Raw genomic sequence first — 17,416 nt, 5'->3', positions numbered from 1 at the left:
TACTATCGGCTCTTGGTCTAGCCACTACTACGGGAACCTGGCTGTTCCCAAGCCCCGTCGCTTTAGCGCGGGGTCAGTGACTATATTGTCCTGCAACTTCTCCATAGAATTACAATAGAGAAAATTCTAATGTAAAGAAATGTTAGGGGTTTCATGGCTGACCAATTAATCCGAGCAACTGCAGCTGATGGAGGCATTCGGGCTGTGGGCACAATTACAACGCGCCTCACCGAGGAAGCCCGCCGCCGGCATAACCTTTCCTACGTAGCCACGGCTGCGGTAGGCAGAAGTATGTCAGCAGGTCTTTTGCTTGCCTCCAATATGAAACGTCCTTCCTCGCGGGTCAACATCCGTATTAAAGGCAACGGACCCCTGGGCGGTATTTTAGTAGATGCCGGTTTGGACGGAACCGTACGGGGATATGCAGACAATCCCCACGTAGAACTCCCGCCCAAAAGCAATGGCAAACTCGACGTTGGTGGGGCTGTAGGTGCAGACGGTTACCTGTATGTTGTGCGGGATGTGGGGTACGGTTATCCCTACTCCAGTACCGTGAATTTGGTTTCTGGGGAAATTGGCGAAGACATTAGCAACTATCTAGTGACTTCCGAACAAACCCCTTCTGCTTTGGTATTGGGGGTTTTCGTAGATGCCAACGGCGTACAGGCGGCTGGTGGCATGTTGCTGCAAGTGCTGCCCAAAGCTGCCACCGACGAAGAGTTGGTGCAAACGCTAGAATCTCGGGTAAGCCAGTTCAATGGATTTACGCCACTGATGCGTTCTGGCAAAGGGTTACCGGAAATTTTTGAAGATGTGCTCTCTGGTATGGGGCTGCAAATTTTCCCGGAAGTACAAATGGTGCAGTTCCACTGCGGCTGTACCTTCGATCGCTTTCTCAATAGTTTGAAGCTGTTGGGAGAAGACGAATTGCAAGATATGATCGAAGTGGACAAAGGAGCGGAAGCTACCTGTCATTTTTGCGGCAGTGTGTACCATGCCAGTTTGGAAGACTTGCAAAATGTCATGGAAAAATTGCGCCAAGAAAAAAGCGATCGCCAATCTTCCGGTTCGTAACCGTAACACCCGTCTATCCAGATTCCCAGGTAGGGATGATTGAATCGTAACCTAATTTCAAGACCAAACCACCATGGGGGGCGAACCAAACTTCGCCCCTTCACCAGGCGAGGAGGCGAATTTTCCCAGCTTTTCCAGATACATTTGTCTACCACGAGAAACAACCAAGTAGGGAAACCAGAAAAAGGGAAATGATTGACTTATGGGCACCAACCCATAACAATAGCAAGGAGATCCACCTGACAATCTCTCCCTCGATTGCCTCATGTGCTAACCGTGCCAGCTTGATTGGTCGATCGCTTTCCAAAACTTGGGTCCTGTTGCAACCCGAAGAACCAATGTCCAACTTTGCACCATCCGATACCAACCCACCTTTAGGTAACCACAAAAAACACAGAAAAAGACGTGGTGGCATTTTTGGCTGGCAGTTTTTGCTGGTCTTGACTGCCTTGATTTTTGGCGGCGTGGGTTTCTTTTCCATGTCGATGCTGTTGAAGCTGCCTTCTCGAAAAGACTGCTCCGACGTTTTTTGGCCGGTGGCTTCCGCTTCCATGCGCCTGTATTGCGCTCAGGTGGAAGCCGAGGAAGAAACCCTATCGGGATACTTGCAAGCCATTAAGATGGTCAGAGAACTTGACGCCAACCATCCCATGCGCCAGGAAATCAACCGCCACCTGAAAAATTGGTATTTGGGCATTTTGCAACTGGCGGAAAAATCGTTCCAACAGGGTGAACTCAAAGATGCGATCGCGACTGCCCGCCGCATTCCCCTTGACCAATTCCAACCGGCGGAGGGCGACTTACAAAAAATGGTACGCGATCGCATTGATAAATGGCAATCCACCTGGAACGAAGCTGAAAAAATTTACAACCAAACCCAAGCTTACTTGCGTCGCGAACAATGGCAAGAAGCCTTCCAAGAATCCCTGGGCTTGCTATCTGTGGGCAATCAATATTGGGAAACCACCAAATACAAAGAACTGGAACAGAAAATCCAAGCTGCCCGCAAGGATGGCAATCGCCTTTCCCACGCCCGAGAAATAGCGAAAAGCGGAAAAGTTTCTGACTTGGTAAGTGCCATTCGTCTATTGGAGAATATTGACGAAAACAGTGCCCTGCATCAAGAAGCCCAAAACGAAATTCGCGAAATCGGTCACAAGCTCCTCGACGCTGCCGAAGCGCAACTGGAAAACCAAAACCTTTCCCAAGCCCTCAGCATTGCCCGTAGAATTCCGTCAAGCGCGAATTTAGAAGCCAAAGTCCAAGACTTCACCACCCTTGCCAAAGCACGATCGCTGGCTTGGCAGCAAACTGTGGTCCGTTTGGAAGATGCGATCGCGCAAGCCCAAAAAATTAGCGCCAATCGCCCCATGTATGCCAAAGCCCAGAGACTCATTCGCCGGTGGCGTCTCAACATCGATGACCTGTTGGTTTTAGAACGCGCCGAACAGTTAGCAGCGGGCAACAACATTAGCGATTGGCAAGCTGCCATTTCCCAAGCCAGCGAAATTCCCCCTGGCAATCCCCTTTGGGAAAAAGCCCAAGAGCGCATTGACGGGTGGCGCGCCAGCATCCAACGCCAGCAAGACCGACCCATTTTGCGCCAAGCCAACGAATACGCTCAAGCTGGAGATATTGATTCTTTGGAAAAAGCCATTCGTCAGGCGAACTTAATTGCCCCCAATCGCGCCCTCTACCAGGAAGCCCAAGCCAACATCGAGCGCTGGCAGGATGAAATTGAGCGCCAACAAGACCAACCTTATATTGATGAAGCCAAACGCTATGCCAACCAAGGGGATCTGGAAACTGCTATCGAGATTGCTCAGGAGATAAGACCGGGGCGCGTCTTGTACTCGCAAGCACAATCTTTAATCGAGCTTTGGCGTCAGGAACGCCAAGACCAACAAAACTTGCAGCAAGCTTATCGGCTTGCCCGTCGTTCTAGCCCCGATGCCCTGCTGAAAGCCATCGAACATGCCCATCGCGTTTCTAATAATAGCCCGTGGCGCTCTCAAGCGGAAACTGCGATCGCCCAGTGGAGTCGTCAAGTGTTGGGGATGGCGCAAGACCTTTCGGAATACGATATTCGCAATGCCATCGATCTAGCCGAACGTATTCCCGAGTATACCCCAGCCCACCAAACGGCCCAGCGAAACATCGAACGCTGGCAATTGTTGTTGAATCCTCCCAAACCAGAAGCAGACGAATCGGACCTGCTACCTTCGCCCAATTTCATCGACTCGCCGTTGCCGGCACCAGAAACACAAACCAACGAATAGCAATTTACTATTTTAGCATCCGATCCCAAAAACATCCCAAGTTGGGAAACTTCTGGTCTACAATAACTTTAGAGGGACCGAGCGGTACCGAATTGGGCAACAAAGACAGGCTTTTGACAGGCGCTCGTTCTCTACAAGGCGCTTTCCTTTTCACTCACTCTACGCTGGGGAAACCATATGAATCCCTACAAAATTAAAATTTCTCAGCTACGGGCTTTCGTAAAGGTTGCCGAACGCGGTAATTTTGGGACGGCGGCTATAGAGTTGGGGATGTCTCAATCGAGCGTTAGCCACGCGATCGCTACTTTGGAAGAAGAATTGGGCGTGATTTTGCTCAGTCGCAGTCGTCGCGGTGCCAATCTCACTTCTGTAGGCGAACGCATTTTCGTACATGCTAAAGCCGTGCTCGCTCCTTTGGCAGATATTGTCGCTGAAGCCAATCAAGCCCGCGGTTTGCAAGGAGGTAGCGTGCGGATTGTGGCTTTTCGCAGCATTGCCACCCACGTTTTGCCCAAGGTCTTGGTGCGCTTTCAAAGCTATTTTCCTAATATTAAAGTTACCTTACAAGAGTACGAAGAACCCGCCGATATCGAACAAGCCTTACGTCAGGGAAAGGCGGATATTGGTTTCGTACAATCTCCCGCTTGCAAAGATTTAAACACCTTTGAGCTGTTGCGAGATGAGTATGTGGTGTTGTTACCGCCGGGTGCGCCTTGGGAAAACAAGCAACTCACTTGGCAGGAACTAGCTAGTTATCCGTTGATTCTTTCCACTACGAAGGGTTGTTCTAAGCTCTTTCGACCCTACTTGCAGCGATCGGAAGTGCCTCTAAAGATTGCCTACGAAATTCGCGAGGACTCTACTATTTTAAGCATGGTTTCTCAAGGGTTGGGGGCGGCTATTTTACCTCGTTTGGCTGCCGAACCAATCCCGAAAGGAATTAAGATGTGTTTTTTGCCAGTTCCCCTGCAACGAGTTGTGGAGGTGGCTACGTTACAAAATGCCAACCACCCTCCGGCGGTTTTTGCCTTTTTGGATGTGCTCAAGCAAGCCAGCGATTTTGATTGGCAGGTGGCTGGTTGAAAATTCGCTCTATTGTCTTTTCCGTAAATATACGGGATTTTAATGGTATTTTTGGCAGCGATCGCAGGGGAATCCAGAGATTTGAGTTCCCCCTTGGCCTTCGGTCTAATATCATTTCTAAACAACAATGATTATCTAGACATTTCCCGTTTCCCTGGTAGGGATGCTTTGCGAAATCCAACCCTGGGGAATGGCTGGCAAAAATTAACAAAAATGGTGTGGGAAAAATCCCGTTTTTTTTGTTTCTCAATGCAGTTTTAAAATGCGAAAATTGCTCTTTTTTCGGTTTGGCGAACGGGGAGGTTCGGTTTGACCAACTGTAATAAAACGATAAACTTCCTCCGTAAAAATACGCCGGCTTTTTTTCTATCGATTTTTTCGATAACCAGGATGCAAAAAATGGATTGATATCCCCAAATTCGGGGGATTACATTGGAAATAGGAAAGGAAAAAATCCTGGAATATCGAGAAAGTATTGGAGGAATTTTCAATGGTTAACGCACCTTTATACAGAGAAAGCGATCGCGCACCCAAACCAAGACAAAAACCAATCTTGAACTGGAAACAACTCACCGAACGTCTGCGCGATTGGATCGCCCATCGCCAAGAACTGCGGATTTGGCGCACCAAAACCCACGATGGTTCCTATTTGTGGAGCGTTTACGACCCCCTAAGCGATCGCACTTATCACTTCGAGCGAGAAACCGACATTCGCACTTGGCTGGAAGAACATCGTTCCCGTAAAGCATGGAAAAATCGCCAAGAATTGTTGAATTGGGATATGCCGTTTTGCCATACGCAACGCTAAATACGAAACCGCCTTCCGTTTCTTTACATTTCTCGCCCAAACATCCAATCACCACCTGAGGTCAGCGGAAATCTTCACCATCTTCGCTGACCTCTACCTTGTTTGCTTACGCATCCAACCTCATTCCACTGAAGGCAAACCAGCCAAAGCCATGGCTACCTCCGCATCGCTATACTCGCCATCTTTCAGTTTACCCGCTTGATAGTCCATATACGCTTGCATATCAAAATGACCGTGACCGCACAAATTGAACAAAATCGTGCGGCTAGTTCCCTCTTCCCGACAGCGCAACGCTTCGTCAATAGCGCCTTTCACCGCATGATTCGCTTCGGGGGCTGGTAAAATCCCTTCTGCCTGGGCAAACGTCACGCCAGCAGCAAAACAAGCCAGTTGGGGATAGGAAGTTGCCTCAAACAAATCCAAATCCAGCGCATGACTCACCAAAGGTGCCATGCCGTGATAGCGCAAACCGCCCGCATGAAAACCAGAAGGGACAAAGGTACTGCCGAGGGTATGCATTTTCACCAGAGGCGTTAAGTGAGCGCTATCGCCGTAGTCGTAAGCATATGTCCCTTTCGTGAGGGTGGGGCAAGCCGCCGGTTCCACCGCCACAAACCGAATGGGTTGGGGAGATTCTCCCCGCAGTTGTGCCCCCATGAAGGGAAAGGCAATCCCGGCAAAATTGCTGCCCCCGCCGGTACATCCCACAATGACATCGGGGAAATCCCCGGCTTGTTCCAGTTGCGCTTGAGTTTCCAAACCAATCACCGTCTGATGCAGCAAAACGTGGTTGAGAACGCTGCCGAGGGCGTATTTGGTGTCTTGGTTTTGGGCGGCAATTTCTACCGCTTCCCCAATGGCAATGCCCAAACTGCCGGTACTGTCGGGGTGGTCTGCGAGGATTTGACGACCGGCAACCGTGCGATCGCTGGGGCTGGGAATGACGTTGGCACCGTAGCTTTCCATAAATGCCCGGCGGTAGGGCTTTTGCTGGTAGCTGACTTTAACCATGAAAACCTCAATGTCGAGGTCAAAAAAAGTGCCCGCCAGTGCCAGCGAAGAACCCCACTGACCGGCACCAGTTTCGGTGGTTAGGCGCTTGACCCCTGCTTGTTGGTTGCAATAAGCCTGGGGAATGGCTGTATTGGGTTTGTGGCTGCCCGCGGGACTCACCCCTTCGTACTTATAATAAATTTTGGCAGGGGTATCCAAGGCTTTTTCCAACCGTCGGGCGCGATAGAGGGGCGTGGGTCGCCACTGGCGGTAGATATCCCTTACGGCAGCGGGAATTGCAATCCAGCGATCGCGGCTGACTTCCTGTTCGATGAGTGCCGGCGGAAACAAAAGTTCCAAATCCGCAGCGGTAATGGGTTGGTTGGTGGCTGGGTTGAGAACCGGCGGCAAAGGTTTGGGCAAATCCGCTTGTAGGTTGTACCAAGCCGTCGGTAATTTGTTTTCTGATAAAATATATTTGACTGTGTTCATGATTGTCGTAGTTTTGGTTGGCAAAATAGTAATTATATAGCGATCGCGACTGGAGGAGAAAGCCCCAACCCACCCAATTTTGATTCCACAAGAGTCTTTTCCCGGTCGAAGAACCCGCAACAATTATTCGGTTGTACTCACTGTGCGTTTCCCCAATTGTTTTTTACCGTAAAAATAGGCAGTAAAACCAAGTTGTTGTTCGCTTAAAACTCATCTGAGAACAATCATGAACGGACCTAACTATCAAACATCAGAATTTTTCGGCAACATGCCCAACGGTGGCGAGAAAAACCATCTCATGGAATACATCCAATCCATGAGTCAAGAAACCGTTTCCCACCTGTCCCAACCCGATCGCGAAGTTGCCCAAGCCATGGAACGCAACCTATACGGCATTTTAGGGGCACTTCCTTCCGACCAGTTTGGCGTCACCATCACCACCACCCGCGAAAGCTTGGGTCGGCTGCTAACTTCTGCCATGCTAACTGGCTACTTTCTCCATAGTGCCCAACAGCGGATGGCTGTAGAAAAATCCCTACAAGCATCGGATGCAGGCGATGAACAGCAATAGGAACCACAGCAGCAAAGCAAGCCAATGGTCTAGGGATTTTCTCAAGACCGGCAACGGCGATCGCATTTTCGCTTCGTTTGTAGTTACTCCGCGATCGCCGGTTGTTTTCACCAAAAGTAGCTGCTAAACTTGACTTTATTTCTGGATTTTTGGAAAAACAGTTTCCCCATGGTTCATCAAGAGCAAATCCAATTGAAAACAAAGGGAAACGGCGATATGCAAGACCTCAGCGATCGCGTCGCCAAGATCGTGCGCCAGTCCGGCATTCAAACGGGCATGGTCAATATTTTTAACATCGGCAGTACCGCCAGCATTGGGACCATAGAATTTGAATCAGGATTGCAAAAAGACTTACCCGAACTTCTCAATCGGGTAATGCCCCCCAGCCGCGAGTACGGTCACGAACAAACCTGGCACGATGGTAACGGACATTCCCACCTGCAAGCCACCTGGATGGGACCATCGCTGACCGTACCTATTCAAGCCGGTCGCCCGATTTTGGGAACCTGGCAGCAAATTTTTCATTTAGAATGCGATATCAAACCTCGCCAACGGACCATTAGCGTCACGGTGTATGGGGAATAGCGAGAGACTGGCATGGCAGAATTACAAGCGCTAATTTTTGATGTTGATGGTACCTTAGCCAACACCGAACGCGACGGTCATCGCATTGCTTTTAACCGCGCCTTTGCCGAGGCAGGATTGTCGTGGCATTGGTCGGTTTCTTTGTATGGAGAATTGCTGGCGGTTTCCGGGGGAAAAGAACGGCTGCGGTACTATTTAGAAAATTACCATCCCGATACCAAGCTACCCGAACCCCAACAACAATACATTGCCCACCTGCATGGGAACAAAACCCGACACTACCAGCAACTGCTCAAAGAAGGCTCGATTCCCCTGCGGGTGGGGGTGAAACGGCTGATGCAGGAAGCCAGAGAGGCGGGCATTCGTTTGGCTATTGCCACCACCAGCGCCCTGCCTAATGCCATGGCTTTAATTGAAAAACATTTTGACCCGGATTGGTTGGAAGTTATTGGGGCTGGGGATATGGTGACCAATAAAAAACCAGCGCCAGATATTTACCACTACGTTTTGCAAGCAATGCAGCTGTCTCCTGAAGAGTGTTTGGTGTTGGAAGATTCCCAGGCGGGATTGCAAGCGGCTACGGCGGCGGGGTTGCCGACGGTGATAACGGTGAATGAATATACCCAAAATCAAGATTTTCGCGATGCTAAGTTGGTTCTCAACCATTTGGGAGATGACCAGCATCCCTGTACGGTGTTGGCAACCCAGGTAGATGCGATCGCAAATATCGATTGTTTGAATGTGGAGGCAGCCCGCAAGTTGCATGCGCGCTGTCAGCTAAAATCGCAATCGTAGATTGTTGGCAGCCGTTTTCCCATGCAAAAACCCGAATATTTTCAAACGCTATCGCACTACAATCAATGGATGAACGAACGGATTTATAACGCTTGCGATCGCATTCCCGATAACCAGAGAAAAGAAAATCGCGGTGCTTTTTTTGGTTCCATCCACGGTACGTTAAACCACTTGCTGCTAGCCGACAAACTTTGGTTGGGGCGTTTCTACAACCAACCCTTTCCCGTTCGTTCTCTCGACCAGGAACTGTACGCCAATTTTGATTCACTGCGAGAAGAACGTCAAAGCACCGACCGCCAAATTCAAGCTTGGGTGGATTCTCTCACTGAGGAACAACTAGCAGCCCCTTTTGCATTCCACAGCCACAGCCAAGACCGTACCTGTCGCTTTCCCCTGTGGCATGTTGCCCTGCATTTTTTCAACCATCAAACCCACCACCGCGGGCAACTAACCACTTTGCTAACCCAATGGGGCTGCCACCCAGGCGTAACCGATCTGCTGTGGCTGCCAGCAGCCGAACTGACTAGCGAATAAAGCGATCGAGGGCTGCTTTTAACTCTTCAATTTCGGTTTCGATATTTTCCCCATCCGTCGCTGCCCGGGAAATACACTGGCTGAGGTGTTCGTCTAAAATGATCCGGGCAACCCGGTCCAAAGCTGCGCGAACCGCGGCAATTTGAACCAAAACCTCCGGGCAAGGGCGGCTGTCTTGCACCATGGTTTTGACACCGCGAACGTGACCTTCGATGCGTGAAAGGCGGTTGATAATGCGTCGCAGCGACTCTTCATCGTGAACGTGGGGATGGCTTTGAGAACTCAGGTGACAGTGTGGTTGAACCGTACTGTCATCTTTGGCTGTTGTTTCTACGTCCCCATTCTTTGGCAACTGGCCGTTGGTGTAAGAATCCGATTGCACCATTGCGATAATTAAAGAAAGTGAATGTTTGCGATCCGAAGTTGGCTATTTCCAGAGATTGTAACGCAACCGTCTTGCAAGTAGTCGTCAATTTCCAAGAGCCGGCTGCGATCTAGCGAACGCTGAGGGCGGGTTCTGGTTGCAAGCGTTCGATAACTTGGCGAAAAGCCATGGCCGTCCAATCGATATCGGCGGTGGCGGTGTGACGACCCAGGGTCATGCGTACGGCACTGCGGGCATCAAATTCGGAATATCCCATAGCCAGCAAAATGGGGCTGGGGGCAACGCTACCGCTGTGGCAGGCGGAACCGGAACTAATGGCAATGCCGGCGCGGTTCATTTGGCGAACCAGGGTTTTGCCGGTGATGTTTTCATCGCGCTGGGTGAGGCAAAAGCTGACGTGGTGGGGCAGGCGATCGCTTTGGGAAGAACCGGTCAAATCAAACCCTGGAATTTCGCTAAGTTGGGCAATCAAGCGATCGCGTAATTTTTGCAGCCGGGGAATTTCAGTTGCCATCTCGGCAGCCATTTGTTCGGCAGCCACACCAAACCCAGCGATCGCGGGAAGGGCTTGGGTTCCCGAACGCATCCCTTCTTCCTGACCGCCTCCCAACATCCAGGGGGAAATGGCGGTTTGCGGACGTATGTACAAAGCCCCAGCCCCTTGAGGTCCGTAAATTTTATGGCTGGACAAACTGAGCAAATCCACGGGAAGTTTTTGCAAATCAATCGGCAAGCGACCCACCGCTTGTACGGCATCGGTGTGGAAGCAAACCCCGCGCGCATGGGCGATATCCACCAGTTGGGCAATGGGCTGTACGGTACCTACTTCGCTTTGTCCGTAGATAATGGAAACCAGAACCGTGTTATCTTGTAGGGCGGCTTCCAAGTCCTGGGGAGATACTCGACCTTCAGCATCCACCGGTAAGTAGGTCACTTGCCAACCCATGGTTTCCAACATCCGGGCAACTTGGGATACAGCCGGATGCTCCACGCTGGAGACAATAATATGTTGGGGTTGGCGGTACTGGCGGGCAACGCCCATTAACGCCAAATTGTTGGCTTCCGTACCACCAGAGGTAAAAAGGATCGATTCGATTTCCGCATTCAGCAGCGATGCTACCTGCATTCTCGCCCGTTCCAAGGTGGTGGCAGCTCTTTGCCCCCAGGCGTGGGAACTGGAAGGATTGCCCCATTGCTGGACCATCACTTCCTGCACGATGGCGATCGCTTCTTCTCTAGGTGGTGTGGTAGCGCTGTAATCTAGATACACTTGCATGATTCGTCCTTGGTTGACCGTCGGTGACTAACCACCAGGTTTACGAACATTGTAATCTTCGTGGGAAAGCACTTCTTGGGGAATGACAAAGTTGCCATCATCGCGGCAAATCATTCGATAGTTTCTCGTAATAGGAATACTAATAATGGTACGGTTGTGACGCAAGCGTTTGCCGCCGAATTGGCGATAGTCTTTTTGTTTATCCAGGGCTTTTAAAATAGAACGAGCTTTTTTCACCACGTGGCGGGGGAGGGGTCGCAAATCGATGGGGTCTTTTTCAAAGGAAGCTTCCCAATCTTCCTTTTGCCGCCGTTTGGTGTAGCTGTCAGCAGACCCATTATTTTTCGCCGCCTCTGTTTGCTGGCAGCGATGGCAAACTTTGCCATATCCCTTATGACCACATGGAAATGTCTTTTTTCGTTTAGGCATAGAAATTGATTTGGCAGGAACTTGACATCTAGCCCCCCCCATTGCATTTCCTTTGGCAGGCTTCCCTCCCTAGTCCCACACAAATCGTACTTGCCTGAGACTACGGCTCTCCCATATTTTCTATTGTGTCATAGATTATCTGCGTGTAGATTTGTGCTGAGTGGTGTCGTTTGCCGGAAAAGTCAATGTGGGTGCGTATATTTGCTATTGTATGCTTGGGCTTGGTGGGTGTAGGTTGCCGACAAACAGTCTCGGAAAAGCGCTATCCGGACCCTTTGCCCCAAGACCCCAACATTACGGTTCATTTCAATCAAGACCCATCCAACAGCTACACGGAACCCTACCGCCAGCAACAACGCCGCGGCGATAATTTAGAGGCGATTCTGGTAGAAGCAATTCGCCAAGCGACCACCAGTGTTGACGTGGCGATACAGGAGTTGCGCTTGCCGCAAGTAGCCCAAGCTCTGGCCCAACGTGCCCGAGAAGGTGTACAAATACGGATAGTTCTGGAAAATACCTACAGCCGTCCTTGGAGCGATTTTTCCCCAGCCGAAATTCAAAATTTTGACCAACGAAAACGCGATCGCTATCAAGAATTTGTCCAACTCGCCGATATCAATGGCAACGGCCAACTCTCTCAAAAAGAAATTCAAAAACGCGATGCTTTAGTCATCTTAAAAAACGCCAATATTCCCGTGATTGACGATACCGCTGATGGCAGTCGCGGCAGCGGTTTAATGCACCATAAATTTATCGTTATTGACGGACAAAAAGTGCTGGTTTCTTCTGCCAATTTAACCACCAGCGGCATCCACGGCGATTTTCTCAAACCTGCCAGTCGCGGCAACGCCAATCATTTATTAAAAATCGATAGTCCCCAACTTGCCCAAATTTTTACCAAAGAATTTGAACGCATGTGGGGAGATGGACCCCAAGGAAAACCAGACAGTCAGTTTGGTTTGCAAAAACCCCCACACCACTCCCAAAAAGTTTTTGTAGGCAATACACCAGTCACCGTTCGCTTTAGTCCTACCTCTCCCTCGCAACTCTGGTCTGCCAGTACCAACGGAACCATCGCCGAAATTCTGCAAGGGACCAACGAAACCACAGATTTGGCTTTGTTTGTGTTTTCCGAACAAAAAATTGCCAATGTTTTAGCAAAAAAATATCAACAAGGGGTAAAAATTCGGGCTTTATTCGACCCTGGTTTTGCCTATCGTTTTTATAGCGAAGGATTGGATATGTTGGGGGCGGCGTTGGCTCGTTCCAATTGCGAGTACGAATTAGACAACCAACCCTGGGAAAATCAACTTGCTAGCGTAGGCACTCCCACACTACCACCTGGGGATAAATTGCACCATAAATTTGCGGTGGTTGATGACAAAACGGTTATTACTGGTTCCCACAATTGGACGGCGGCTGCCAATCACGAAAATGACGAAACTTTATTGGCGATCGAAAATGCCACTGTGGCAGCGCATTTTATACGGGAATTCGAGCGTTTGTACGATACGGCGCGTTTGGGAGTTCCCGCGCGCGTGGCTGCCAAAATTCGCGATCGCCATACCCAATGCCAGACAATTGCTGCCCCGCAATCGGTGCAAGTTACGGGAAAAATTAATATCAATACGGCTACGCAAAAGGAATTAGAAACATTACCGGGAATTGGACCTGCTTTAGCCCAACGCATTATTGAAAAGCGATCGCAAAAGCCTTTTTCTTCTTTAGAAGATTTACAAGCAGTTTCGGGAATTGGTCCCAAAACGGTAGCGGACTTGAGCGATCGGGTAACATGGTAAAGGTGGTGCTGGCAGCGATCGCCTAGGTGACAATCACCGCAACCACAATCGCTGCCAAGGCCAAAATCACCGATCCCACAAAAATGGCAACGGCTACATTTCCCTGACGAAGTTCTGCTTGGTGGTTGATGGGATCGATCCAATCAAACAGGCGGGTGGCTGCGTACAAAACCAAAACACCAATAAAAGCCCAACCAATGGTTTCTCCAACTGCTTGTATTAGCTCCATCATTGATTTTCCGAGTTGTTGGTTTGCCTGCAAAAATCTAGAGCCATTCGCAAATCGTTTTTGCTAGGAAACAATTTTTGGTTGCGAATTCCAGCATGCGATCGCGTCAATTTTTCAAGTACCTTCTTAACGATACTTAACAAAATACCACGAGCATCCTAGCACTAGCGACTCTATTCTGCCATTATAATTGTGCAACGTATAGGGGTTTTTTATGCCAGTTACTGTCCAAACCGAAAAATACGGTACCAGTCGCTTTATAGAGCGGACCCCCTTTCTACCTCTACTCTCCGTTCTTGTGGTTTTGCTGGCCCTATTTCTATCAATATTTTTCCCCGAAATTATCGAACAGGACCGAGTTCAAGTTCAACCGCAAGAAACCGTCAAACTCGATTCCATTCGCATGGAAAGAGACCCCATTGGGGCCTTGCGAATTGATGTGAAAGCTATTTTACCCAGCAATACCTGGGTCACCTATCAAATTGAATTGTTGGATCCGCAAGGGGAACGTCTAGCCGCAGCCAGAAAAGAAGCGTGGCGGGAATCAGGAATTTGGCGCGAAGACGGAGAATCGGGAACTTGGTCAGAGTCGGATGTACTCGGTGGCTTGGATGTTCGTTTGGGTAAAGAACAACAAGAAGATGTAACCATCGCCATTTCTGTAGAAGAACACGGAACCAAAGCAGGCAGGCTTCTCGAAGATCCGGTTCCCTTTCAAGTAACAGTAGAAAAAGGCGTTATCGACACCCGTTACCTGATTGCAGGTTTGTTTGGAACCAGTGCTTTTTCCCTACTTAGTTTGTTAAGTTTTAGAAATACAGGCAAACCCGCTATCCGAAAACAAATCAATGATAGCGATGTGGGAGCTCGTGCAATTCTAGGAGGGCACAATTCCTTAATTAAAGTCGTTGTTTTGATAGAAGCAGACGAAACATCACCTCCCTACATGAACGTAGACTTATGGGTAAAAGACGGTCAGGGCGAACAAATTTACTCGGAAACTTTAACTGCCAGAATGCGTTTCCACAAAGATGACAACGGCGAGATTCAAAAAGCTGTCGATCGGGTTTCTAAATTTTTCGTATTGGAACGGCGTGGTTCCTACGGATTTTATGTCGAAGTCAGACCCGACGAACCCGTAGACCGTACTACCTTGACTGTACGGGAAAATGTCAAAACCATCACCGGCAAAAACCCAGTTGTGAATATTACCGTTTCCTAACTAGAATACAAATATAATCTTAACAATCTTGAGGAAAATTTATGCTAACCAAAGTATTTACCGTCCTAGCCTTTTTAATTGCCGGTTTTACCATCTGGGCCGCTTATACCCAACGATCGGCGCTCGCTTTACGCCAACAGTCCCAACCCCTCTACTGGCCCCGACATGGAACCGTCGTTCATGGATACTACTACGGTGGTTCTTGGAATCCCGGTCCTTCCCGTTCTCAGTCTGGATTTCGCGGTGGTGGTCCCAGCGCCGGCAAGTAAGCAAGGAAATAAGTTTTGCCTATGATGACTCGATACCAACGCAATCTCTTGCTGGTAGCGGCGGCTATATCTTCTAGCAGTGGCTTGGCTGTAGAACTTTTGCTAGGCAATCTCGCCAGCTATCTGGTCGGCAACGAGGCCCTTTCCTACGGAATTGCTGTGGGAGGTTTTTTGGCGGCCATGGGGGTAGGTTCCTATTTGAGTCGCTTCATTGCTGACGAAACTAGTTGGGAATCTGGGGAAGAACTTTCTCCCCAGCAGCGGGAAGATTTGCTTTCTAGTTTTGCTAAAGTAGAACTCGCGATCGCGCCTCTAACCGCATTCTTGCCTTTAGGCTTGTTTGCCTTGTTTGTGGTGGATGGCTTTTTGTGGCTGGGTTTGTTTTTGGTAACCCTAGTTTTGGGAATTTTAGCTGGTTTGGAAATCCCCCTACTAACGCGATTGGTCGAACAAGAAGAAGGACTTCGGGAAGCTTTGGCCGGTGTTTTGGCAATGGATTATTTGGGGGCCTTGCTGGGGTCGTTGGTGTTTCCCGTGGTGTTGCTGCCGGTGTTTGGCATGTTTCCTTCCGCCGCCATTATTGGTTCCTTACCCGCGGTCATGGTATTTTTATTAGGACGTGCTTTTCCCCAACTGCGTGTTTGGCGATGGGTGGGGTTGGCAGTAGCCGCTGGTTTGTTGGGATTTGCCTGGGTAGCTGTTCCCATTGGCAATAGTTTGGAAAATAAGTTGTACGCCGATCCGGTGGTCGGTAGGTGGCAGTCTGCCTACCAACGGTTGGTTCTCACGCGATGGGGTCGGGATATGCGTTTGTTTCTCAATGGCGATTTGCAGCTTTCCACCGCTGACGAATACCGCTACCACGAGGCTTTGGTTCACCCTGCTATGGTGGCCGCAGAAAATCCCCGTCGGGTGTTGTTGCTGGGGGCAGGCGATGGCATGGCGTTGCGCGAAGTTCTAAAATGGGAGCAGGTGGAACGAGTTTTATTGCTGGAGTTGGATCCGGCGGTGGTCAGCCTAGCACAAAACCATCCGTTTTTATCCAAACTGAGCGATCGCGCTTGGGAAGACCCACGGGTGGAAGTACGGTATGGGGATGCTTTTCGGATAGCCCCTACTTTAGCAGAAACCTTTGATGTGATTATTGCTGATTTCCCCGATCCGGACCGGACAGCTTTGGCTAAATTATATTCTAAGGGATTTTACGAAGGATTGCGATCGCGCCTTGCTCCTACAGGGGCCATGGTAACCCAAGCTTCCAGTCCGTTTTTTGCCCCCCAAGCGTTTGCCTGTATTGCTGCTACCCTAGAAGCAAGCGATATGTCTGTTTATCCTTATCGAACCGATGTTCCCAGTTTTGGTCCTTGGGGATTTGTCATGGCGGCCAATCAGCCTTTTGACCCCTCTGTTCCCATTTCTTTATCCGTGAAAACCCGATATTTAACCCCCCATTTGTTTCCCACGTTGTTTCAAATACCAGAGGATATTCGTAGAGAGGATGTGGAAATCAATACCCTCGCTCATCCTATTATTGCTCGCTATCAAAGCGATCGGCGATGGAATTTGTATTAAAGAAGTCCGGAACCAGTTTTGATAAGCTGGTGGTTGAATTTCGATAGGTACTTTTGGTTATGATTGCAATTGTTTGGTTGGCTATTATTCTTTTAGTTGCCGTTGGCGTCGTTTTGGTCGTCCGTCAAAGGCGTCTCTCCCCACAAAACGAACAAGAATCTCCTTCTTTAAAGCGAAATGTGTTTAATTTGCAAATTGGCGATATCGTTCAATATATGGAACGAGATTGGATCGTGGAAGGCAAGTTAATTTACGAGGAAAGTGGCTTTAGCTGGTCGGAATACATGCTGCAAGACGGCGATGATTTGCGTTGGCTGTCGGTGGAAGAAGACGACACGGTGGAAGTTCAGTGGTTGGAACCTACCCAAGTTTTGGACATCAGCGGCGAACCGCCACGGGAGTTGACCTTTGCCGGAGAAACCTACTATCGCGAAGGGTCTGGGATTGCCAATATGAAACGCATTGGTACAGTACAGCGACGCAATGCCGAACAATGCCGCTATTACGATTATGAAGGAGAGGGGGATAATGTTTTGTCTATAGAAGATTGGGATGGCGAGATTGAAGTGACGGTGGGTCGTACCATTCGTCCTAGCGATTTGTCGCTTTTGCCGGGAGAAGGCGATCGCGTTTATCGCTACAGTTAAGGGAGGTTCGGTTTTTAAAAACCAAAAATGGATTATTTAACGGAGGAAGAACGCGCCAAACAAGAAATTTTTCGCAAATACAAGTATGCTTTGCAAGGGTTGGGGGTGGATTTAACCCGCTAGGATATTAAATTTGCCATAGAACAATGCTACCAGGATTTTGAAACTATCTTGCAAGCGTTTGTTTTTTGGGCGCTTTATCGGGAGAGACAGGACAACAAACCGCTGGAGTATCCCAGTGCTGGTTTGATTCAAGCGATCGCAGAACGGTGGCAACCTGCTACCTCCTCATAGGTTATTTACTGGACAATAATTGACTTTTGTTGACTTGATAGTCGTAGCCATCTTTCTTGAAGATTGGCTAGATGTTGTAT

The 17,416-nt window shown here is 49.3% G+C and carries 20 protein-coding genes; 15 read left to right on the top strand and 5 right to left on the bottom strand.

Annotated elements, in window-relative coordinates:
• The first annotated feature begins 153 nt into the window (after positions 1 to 153).
• From hslO to AS151_RS02305, 4 genes are all read left to right on the top strand, one after another.
• The gene (gene hslO, locus AS151_RS02330; RefSeq protein WP_071515457.1) at positions 154 to 1,074 is read left to right on the top strand and encodes an Hsp33 family molecular chaperone HslO; all 921 of its coding nucleotides are present in this window, start codon (positions 154 to 156) and stop codon (positions 1,072 to 1,074) included.
• A 338-nt stretch (positions 1,075 to 1,412) separates the two neighbouring features.
• Complete coding sequence (locus AS151_RS02325; RefSeq protein WP_139240456.1) at positions 1,413 to 3,353, top strand: chromosome segregation ATPase; 1,941 nt, start codon at positions 1,413 to 1,415, stop codon at positions 3,351 to 3,353.
• 177 nt (positions 3,354 to 3,530) lie between these two features.
• Positions 3,531 to 4,436, top strand: coding sequence for a LysR family transcriptional regulator (locus tag AS151_RS02320; protein WP_071515455.1), 906 nt, complete (start codon positions 3,531 to 3,533; stop codon positions 4,434 to 4,436).
• 490 nt (positions 4,437 to 4,926) lie between these two features.
• The gene (locus AS151_RS02305; protein ID WP_071515452.1) at positions 4,927 to 5,244 is read left to right on the top strand and encodes a hypothetical protein; all 318 of its coding nucleotides are present in this window, start codon (positions 4,927 to 4,929) and stop codon (positions 5,242 to 5,244) included.
• A gap of 120 nt (positions 5,245 to 5,364) precedes the next feature.
• Here the strand turns inward: AS151_RS02305 and AS151_RS02300 are convergent, their stop codons facing one another.
• Complete coding sequence (locus AS151_RS02300; protein WP_071515463.1) at positions 5,365 to 6,729, bottom strand: TrpB-like pyridoxal phosphate-dependent enzyme; 1,365 nt, start codon at positions 6,727 to 6,729, stop codon at positions 5,365 to 5,367.
• A 226-nt stretch (positions 6,730 to 6,955) separates the two neighbouring features.
• Between AS151_RS02300 and AS151_RS02295 the strand changes: the two genes are divergently transcribed.
• Genes AS151_RS02295 through AS151_RS02280 form a run of 5 tightly spaced genes read left to right on the top strand, consistent with a single transcriptional unit; the run spans position 6,956 to position 9,214 of the window.
• A complete protein-coding gene (locus AS151_RS02295; protein WP_071515451.1) occupies positions 6,956 to 7,300 on the top strand; it encodes a DUF760 domain-containing protein in 345 nt (114 codons plus the stop codon).
• Positions 7,287 to 7,427 carry a hypothetical protein gene (locus AS151_RS21870; RefSeq protein WP_170861286.1) on the top strand — a complete coding sequence of 47 codons (141 nt, stop codon included), beginning with the start codon at positions 7,287 to 7,289 and terminating at the stop codon, positions 7,425 to 7,427. The genes AS151_RS02295 and AS151_RS21870 overlap by 14 nt, the downstream gene beginning before the upstream one ends.
• Before the next feature lie 41 nt (positions 7,428 to 7,468).
• On the top strand, positions 7,469 to 7,885 hold the full coding sequence (locus tag AS151_RS02290; protein WP_071515462.1) for a secondary thiamine-phosphate synthase enzyme YjbQ: 417 nt from the start codon (positions 7,469 to 7,471) through the stop codon (positions 7,883 to 7,885).
• Between the two features lie 12 nt (positions 7,886 to 7,897).
• Positions 7,898 to 8,680 carry an HAD family hydrolase gene (locus tag AS151_RS02285; RefSeq protein WP_071515450.1) on the top strand — a complete coding sequence of 261 codons (783 nt, stop codon included), beginning with the start codon at positions 7,898 to 7,900 and terminating at the stop codon, positions 8,678 to 8,680.
• Positions 8,681 to 8,701: 21 nt separating this feature from the next.
• A complete protein-coding gene (locus AS151_RS02280; RefSeq protein ID WP_071515449.1) occupies positions 8,702 to 9,214 on the top strand; it encodes a DinB family protein in 513 nt (170 codons plus the stop codon).
• Here AS151_RS02280 and AS151_RS02275 read toward each other — a convergent pair.
• The 3 genes from AS151_RS02275 to AS151_RS02265 all read right to left on the bottom strand — a co-directional run bounded on the left by AS151_RS02275 (position 9,204) and on the right by AS151_RS02265 (position 11,304).
• Entirely contained in the window at positions 9,204 to 9,599 is a 396-nt protein-coding gene (locus AS151_RS02275) for a metal-sensing transcriptional repressor (RefSeq protein ID WP_084639348.1), read from the bottom strand. The genes AS151_RS02280 and AS151_RS02275 overlap by 11 nt on opposite strands.
• A gap of 109 nt (positions 9,600 to 9,708) precedes the next feature.
• Entirely contained in the window at positions 9,709 to 10,875 is a 1,167-nt protein-coding gene (locus tag AS151_RS02270) for a cysteine desulfurase family protein (protein WP_071515448.1), read from the bottom strand.
• Between the two features lie 27 nt (positions 10,876 to 10,902).
• A complete protein-coding gene (locus AS151_RS02265) occupies positions 10,903 to 11,304 on the bottom strand; it encodes a hypothetical protein (protein ID WP_071515460.1) in 402 nt (133 codons plus the stop codon).
• A gap of 185 nt (positions 11,305 to 11,489) precedes the next feature.
• Here AS151_RS02265 and AS151_RS02260 point away from each other — a divergent pair, with 185 nt between their 5' ends.
• Positions 11,490 to 13,103, top strand: a complete 1,614-nt coding sequence (locus AS151_RS02260; RefSeq protein WP_071515447.1) for a phospholipase D-like domain-containing protein — start codon at positions 11,490 to 11,492, stop codon at positions 13,101 to 13,103.
• Positions 13,104 to 13,125: 22 nt separating this feature from the next.
• Here the strand turns inward: AS151_RS02260 and AS151_RS02255 are convergent, their stop codons facing one another.
• Positions 13,126 to 13,335, bottom strand: a complete 210-nt coding sequence (locus tag AS151_RS02255; protein ID WP_084639347.1) for a DUF350 domain-containing protein — start codon at positions 13,333 to 13,335, stop codon at positions 13,126 to 13,128.
• Between the two features lie 211 nt (positions 13,336 to 13,546).
• Here AS151_RS02255 and AS151_RS02250 point away from each other — a divergent pair, with 211 nt between their 5' ends.
• The 5 genes from AS151_RS02250 to AS151_RS23005 all read left to right on the top strand — a co-directional run bounded on the left by AS151_RS02250 (position 13,547) and on the right by AS151_RS23005 (position 17,336).
• Complete coding sequence (locus AS151_RS02250) at positions 13,547 to 14,554, top strand: hypothetical protein (RefSeq protein WP_071515446.1); 1,008 nt, start codon at positions 13,547 to 13,549, stop codon at positions 14,552 to 14,554.
• A 41-nt stretch (positions 14,555 to 14,595) separates the two neighbouring features.
• Positions 14,596 to 14,823 carry a hypothetical protein gene (locus AS151_RS02245; RefSeq protein WP_071515445.1) on the top strand — a complete coding sequence of 76 codons (228 nt, stop codon included), beginning with the start codon at positions 14,596 to 14,598 and terminating at the stop codon, positions 14,821 to 14,823.
• A gap of 24 nt (positions 14,824 to 14,847) precedes the next feature.
• On the top strand, positions 14,848 to 16,395 hold the full coding sequence (locus tag AS151_RS02240) for a polyamine aminopropyltransferase (RefSeq protein ID WP_071515444.1): 1,548 nt from the start codon (positions 14,848 to 14,850) through the stop codon (positions 16,393 to 16,395).
• Positions 16,396 to 16,454: 59 nt separating this feature from the next.
• Positions 16,455 to 17,042, top strand: a complete 588-nt coding sequence (locus AS151_RS02235; RefSeq protein WP_170861285.1) for a DUF4178 domain-containing protein — start codon at positions 16,455 to 16,457, stop codon at positions 17,040 to 17,042.
• 171 nt (positions 17,043 to 17,213) lie between these two features.
• A complete protein-coding gene (locus tag AS151_RS23005) occupies positions 17,214 to 17,336 on the top strand; it encodes a hypothetical protein (RefSeq protein ID WP_275527963.1) in 123 nt (40 codons plus the stop codon).
• Positions 17,337 to 17,416 lie beyond the last annotated feature (80 nt).

Origin of the sequence: Geitlerinema sp. PCC 9228, assembly GCF_001870905.1 — a bacterium.
GTDB lineage: Bacteria > Cyanobacteriota > Cyanobacteriia > Cyanobacteriales > PCC-9228 > PCC-9228.
Note: the sequence above shows the minus strand (reverse complement) of the source record. Positions and strands in the feature narration are given on the sequence as shown.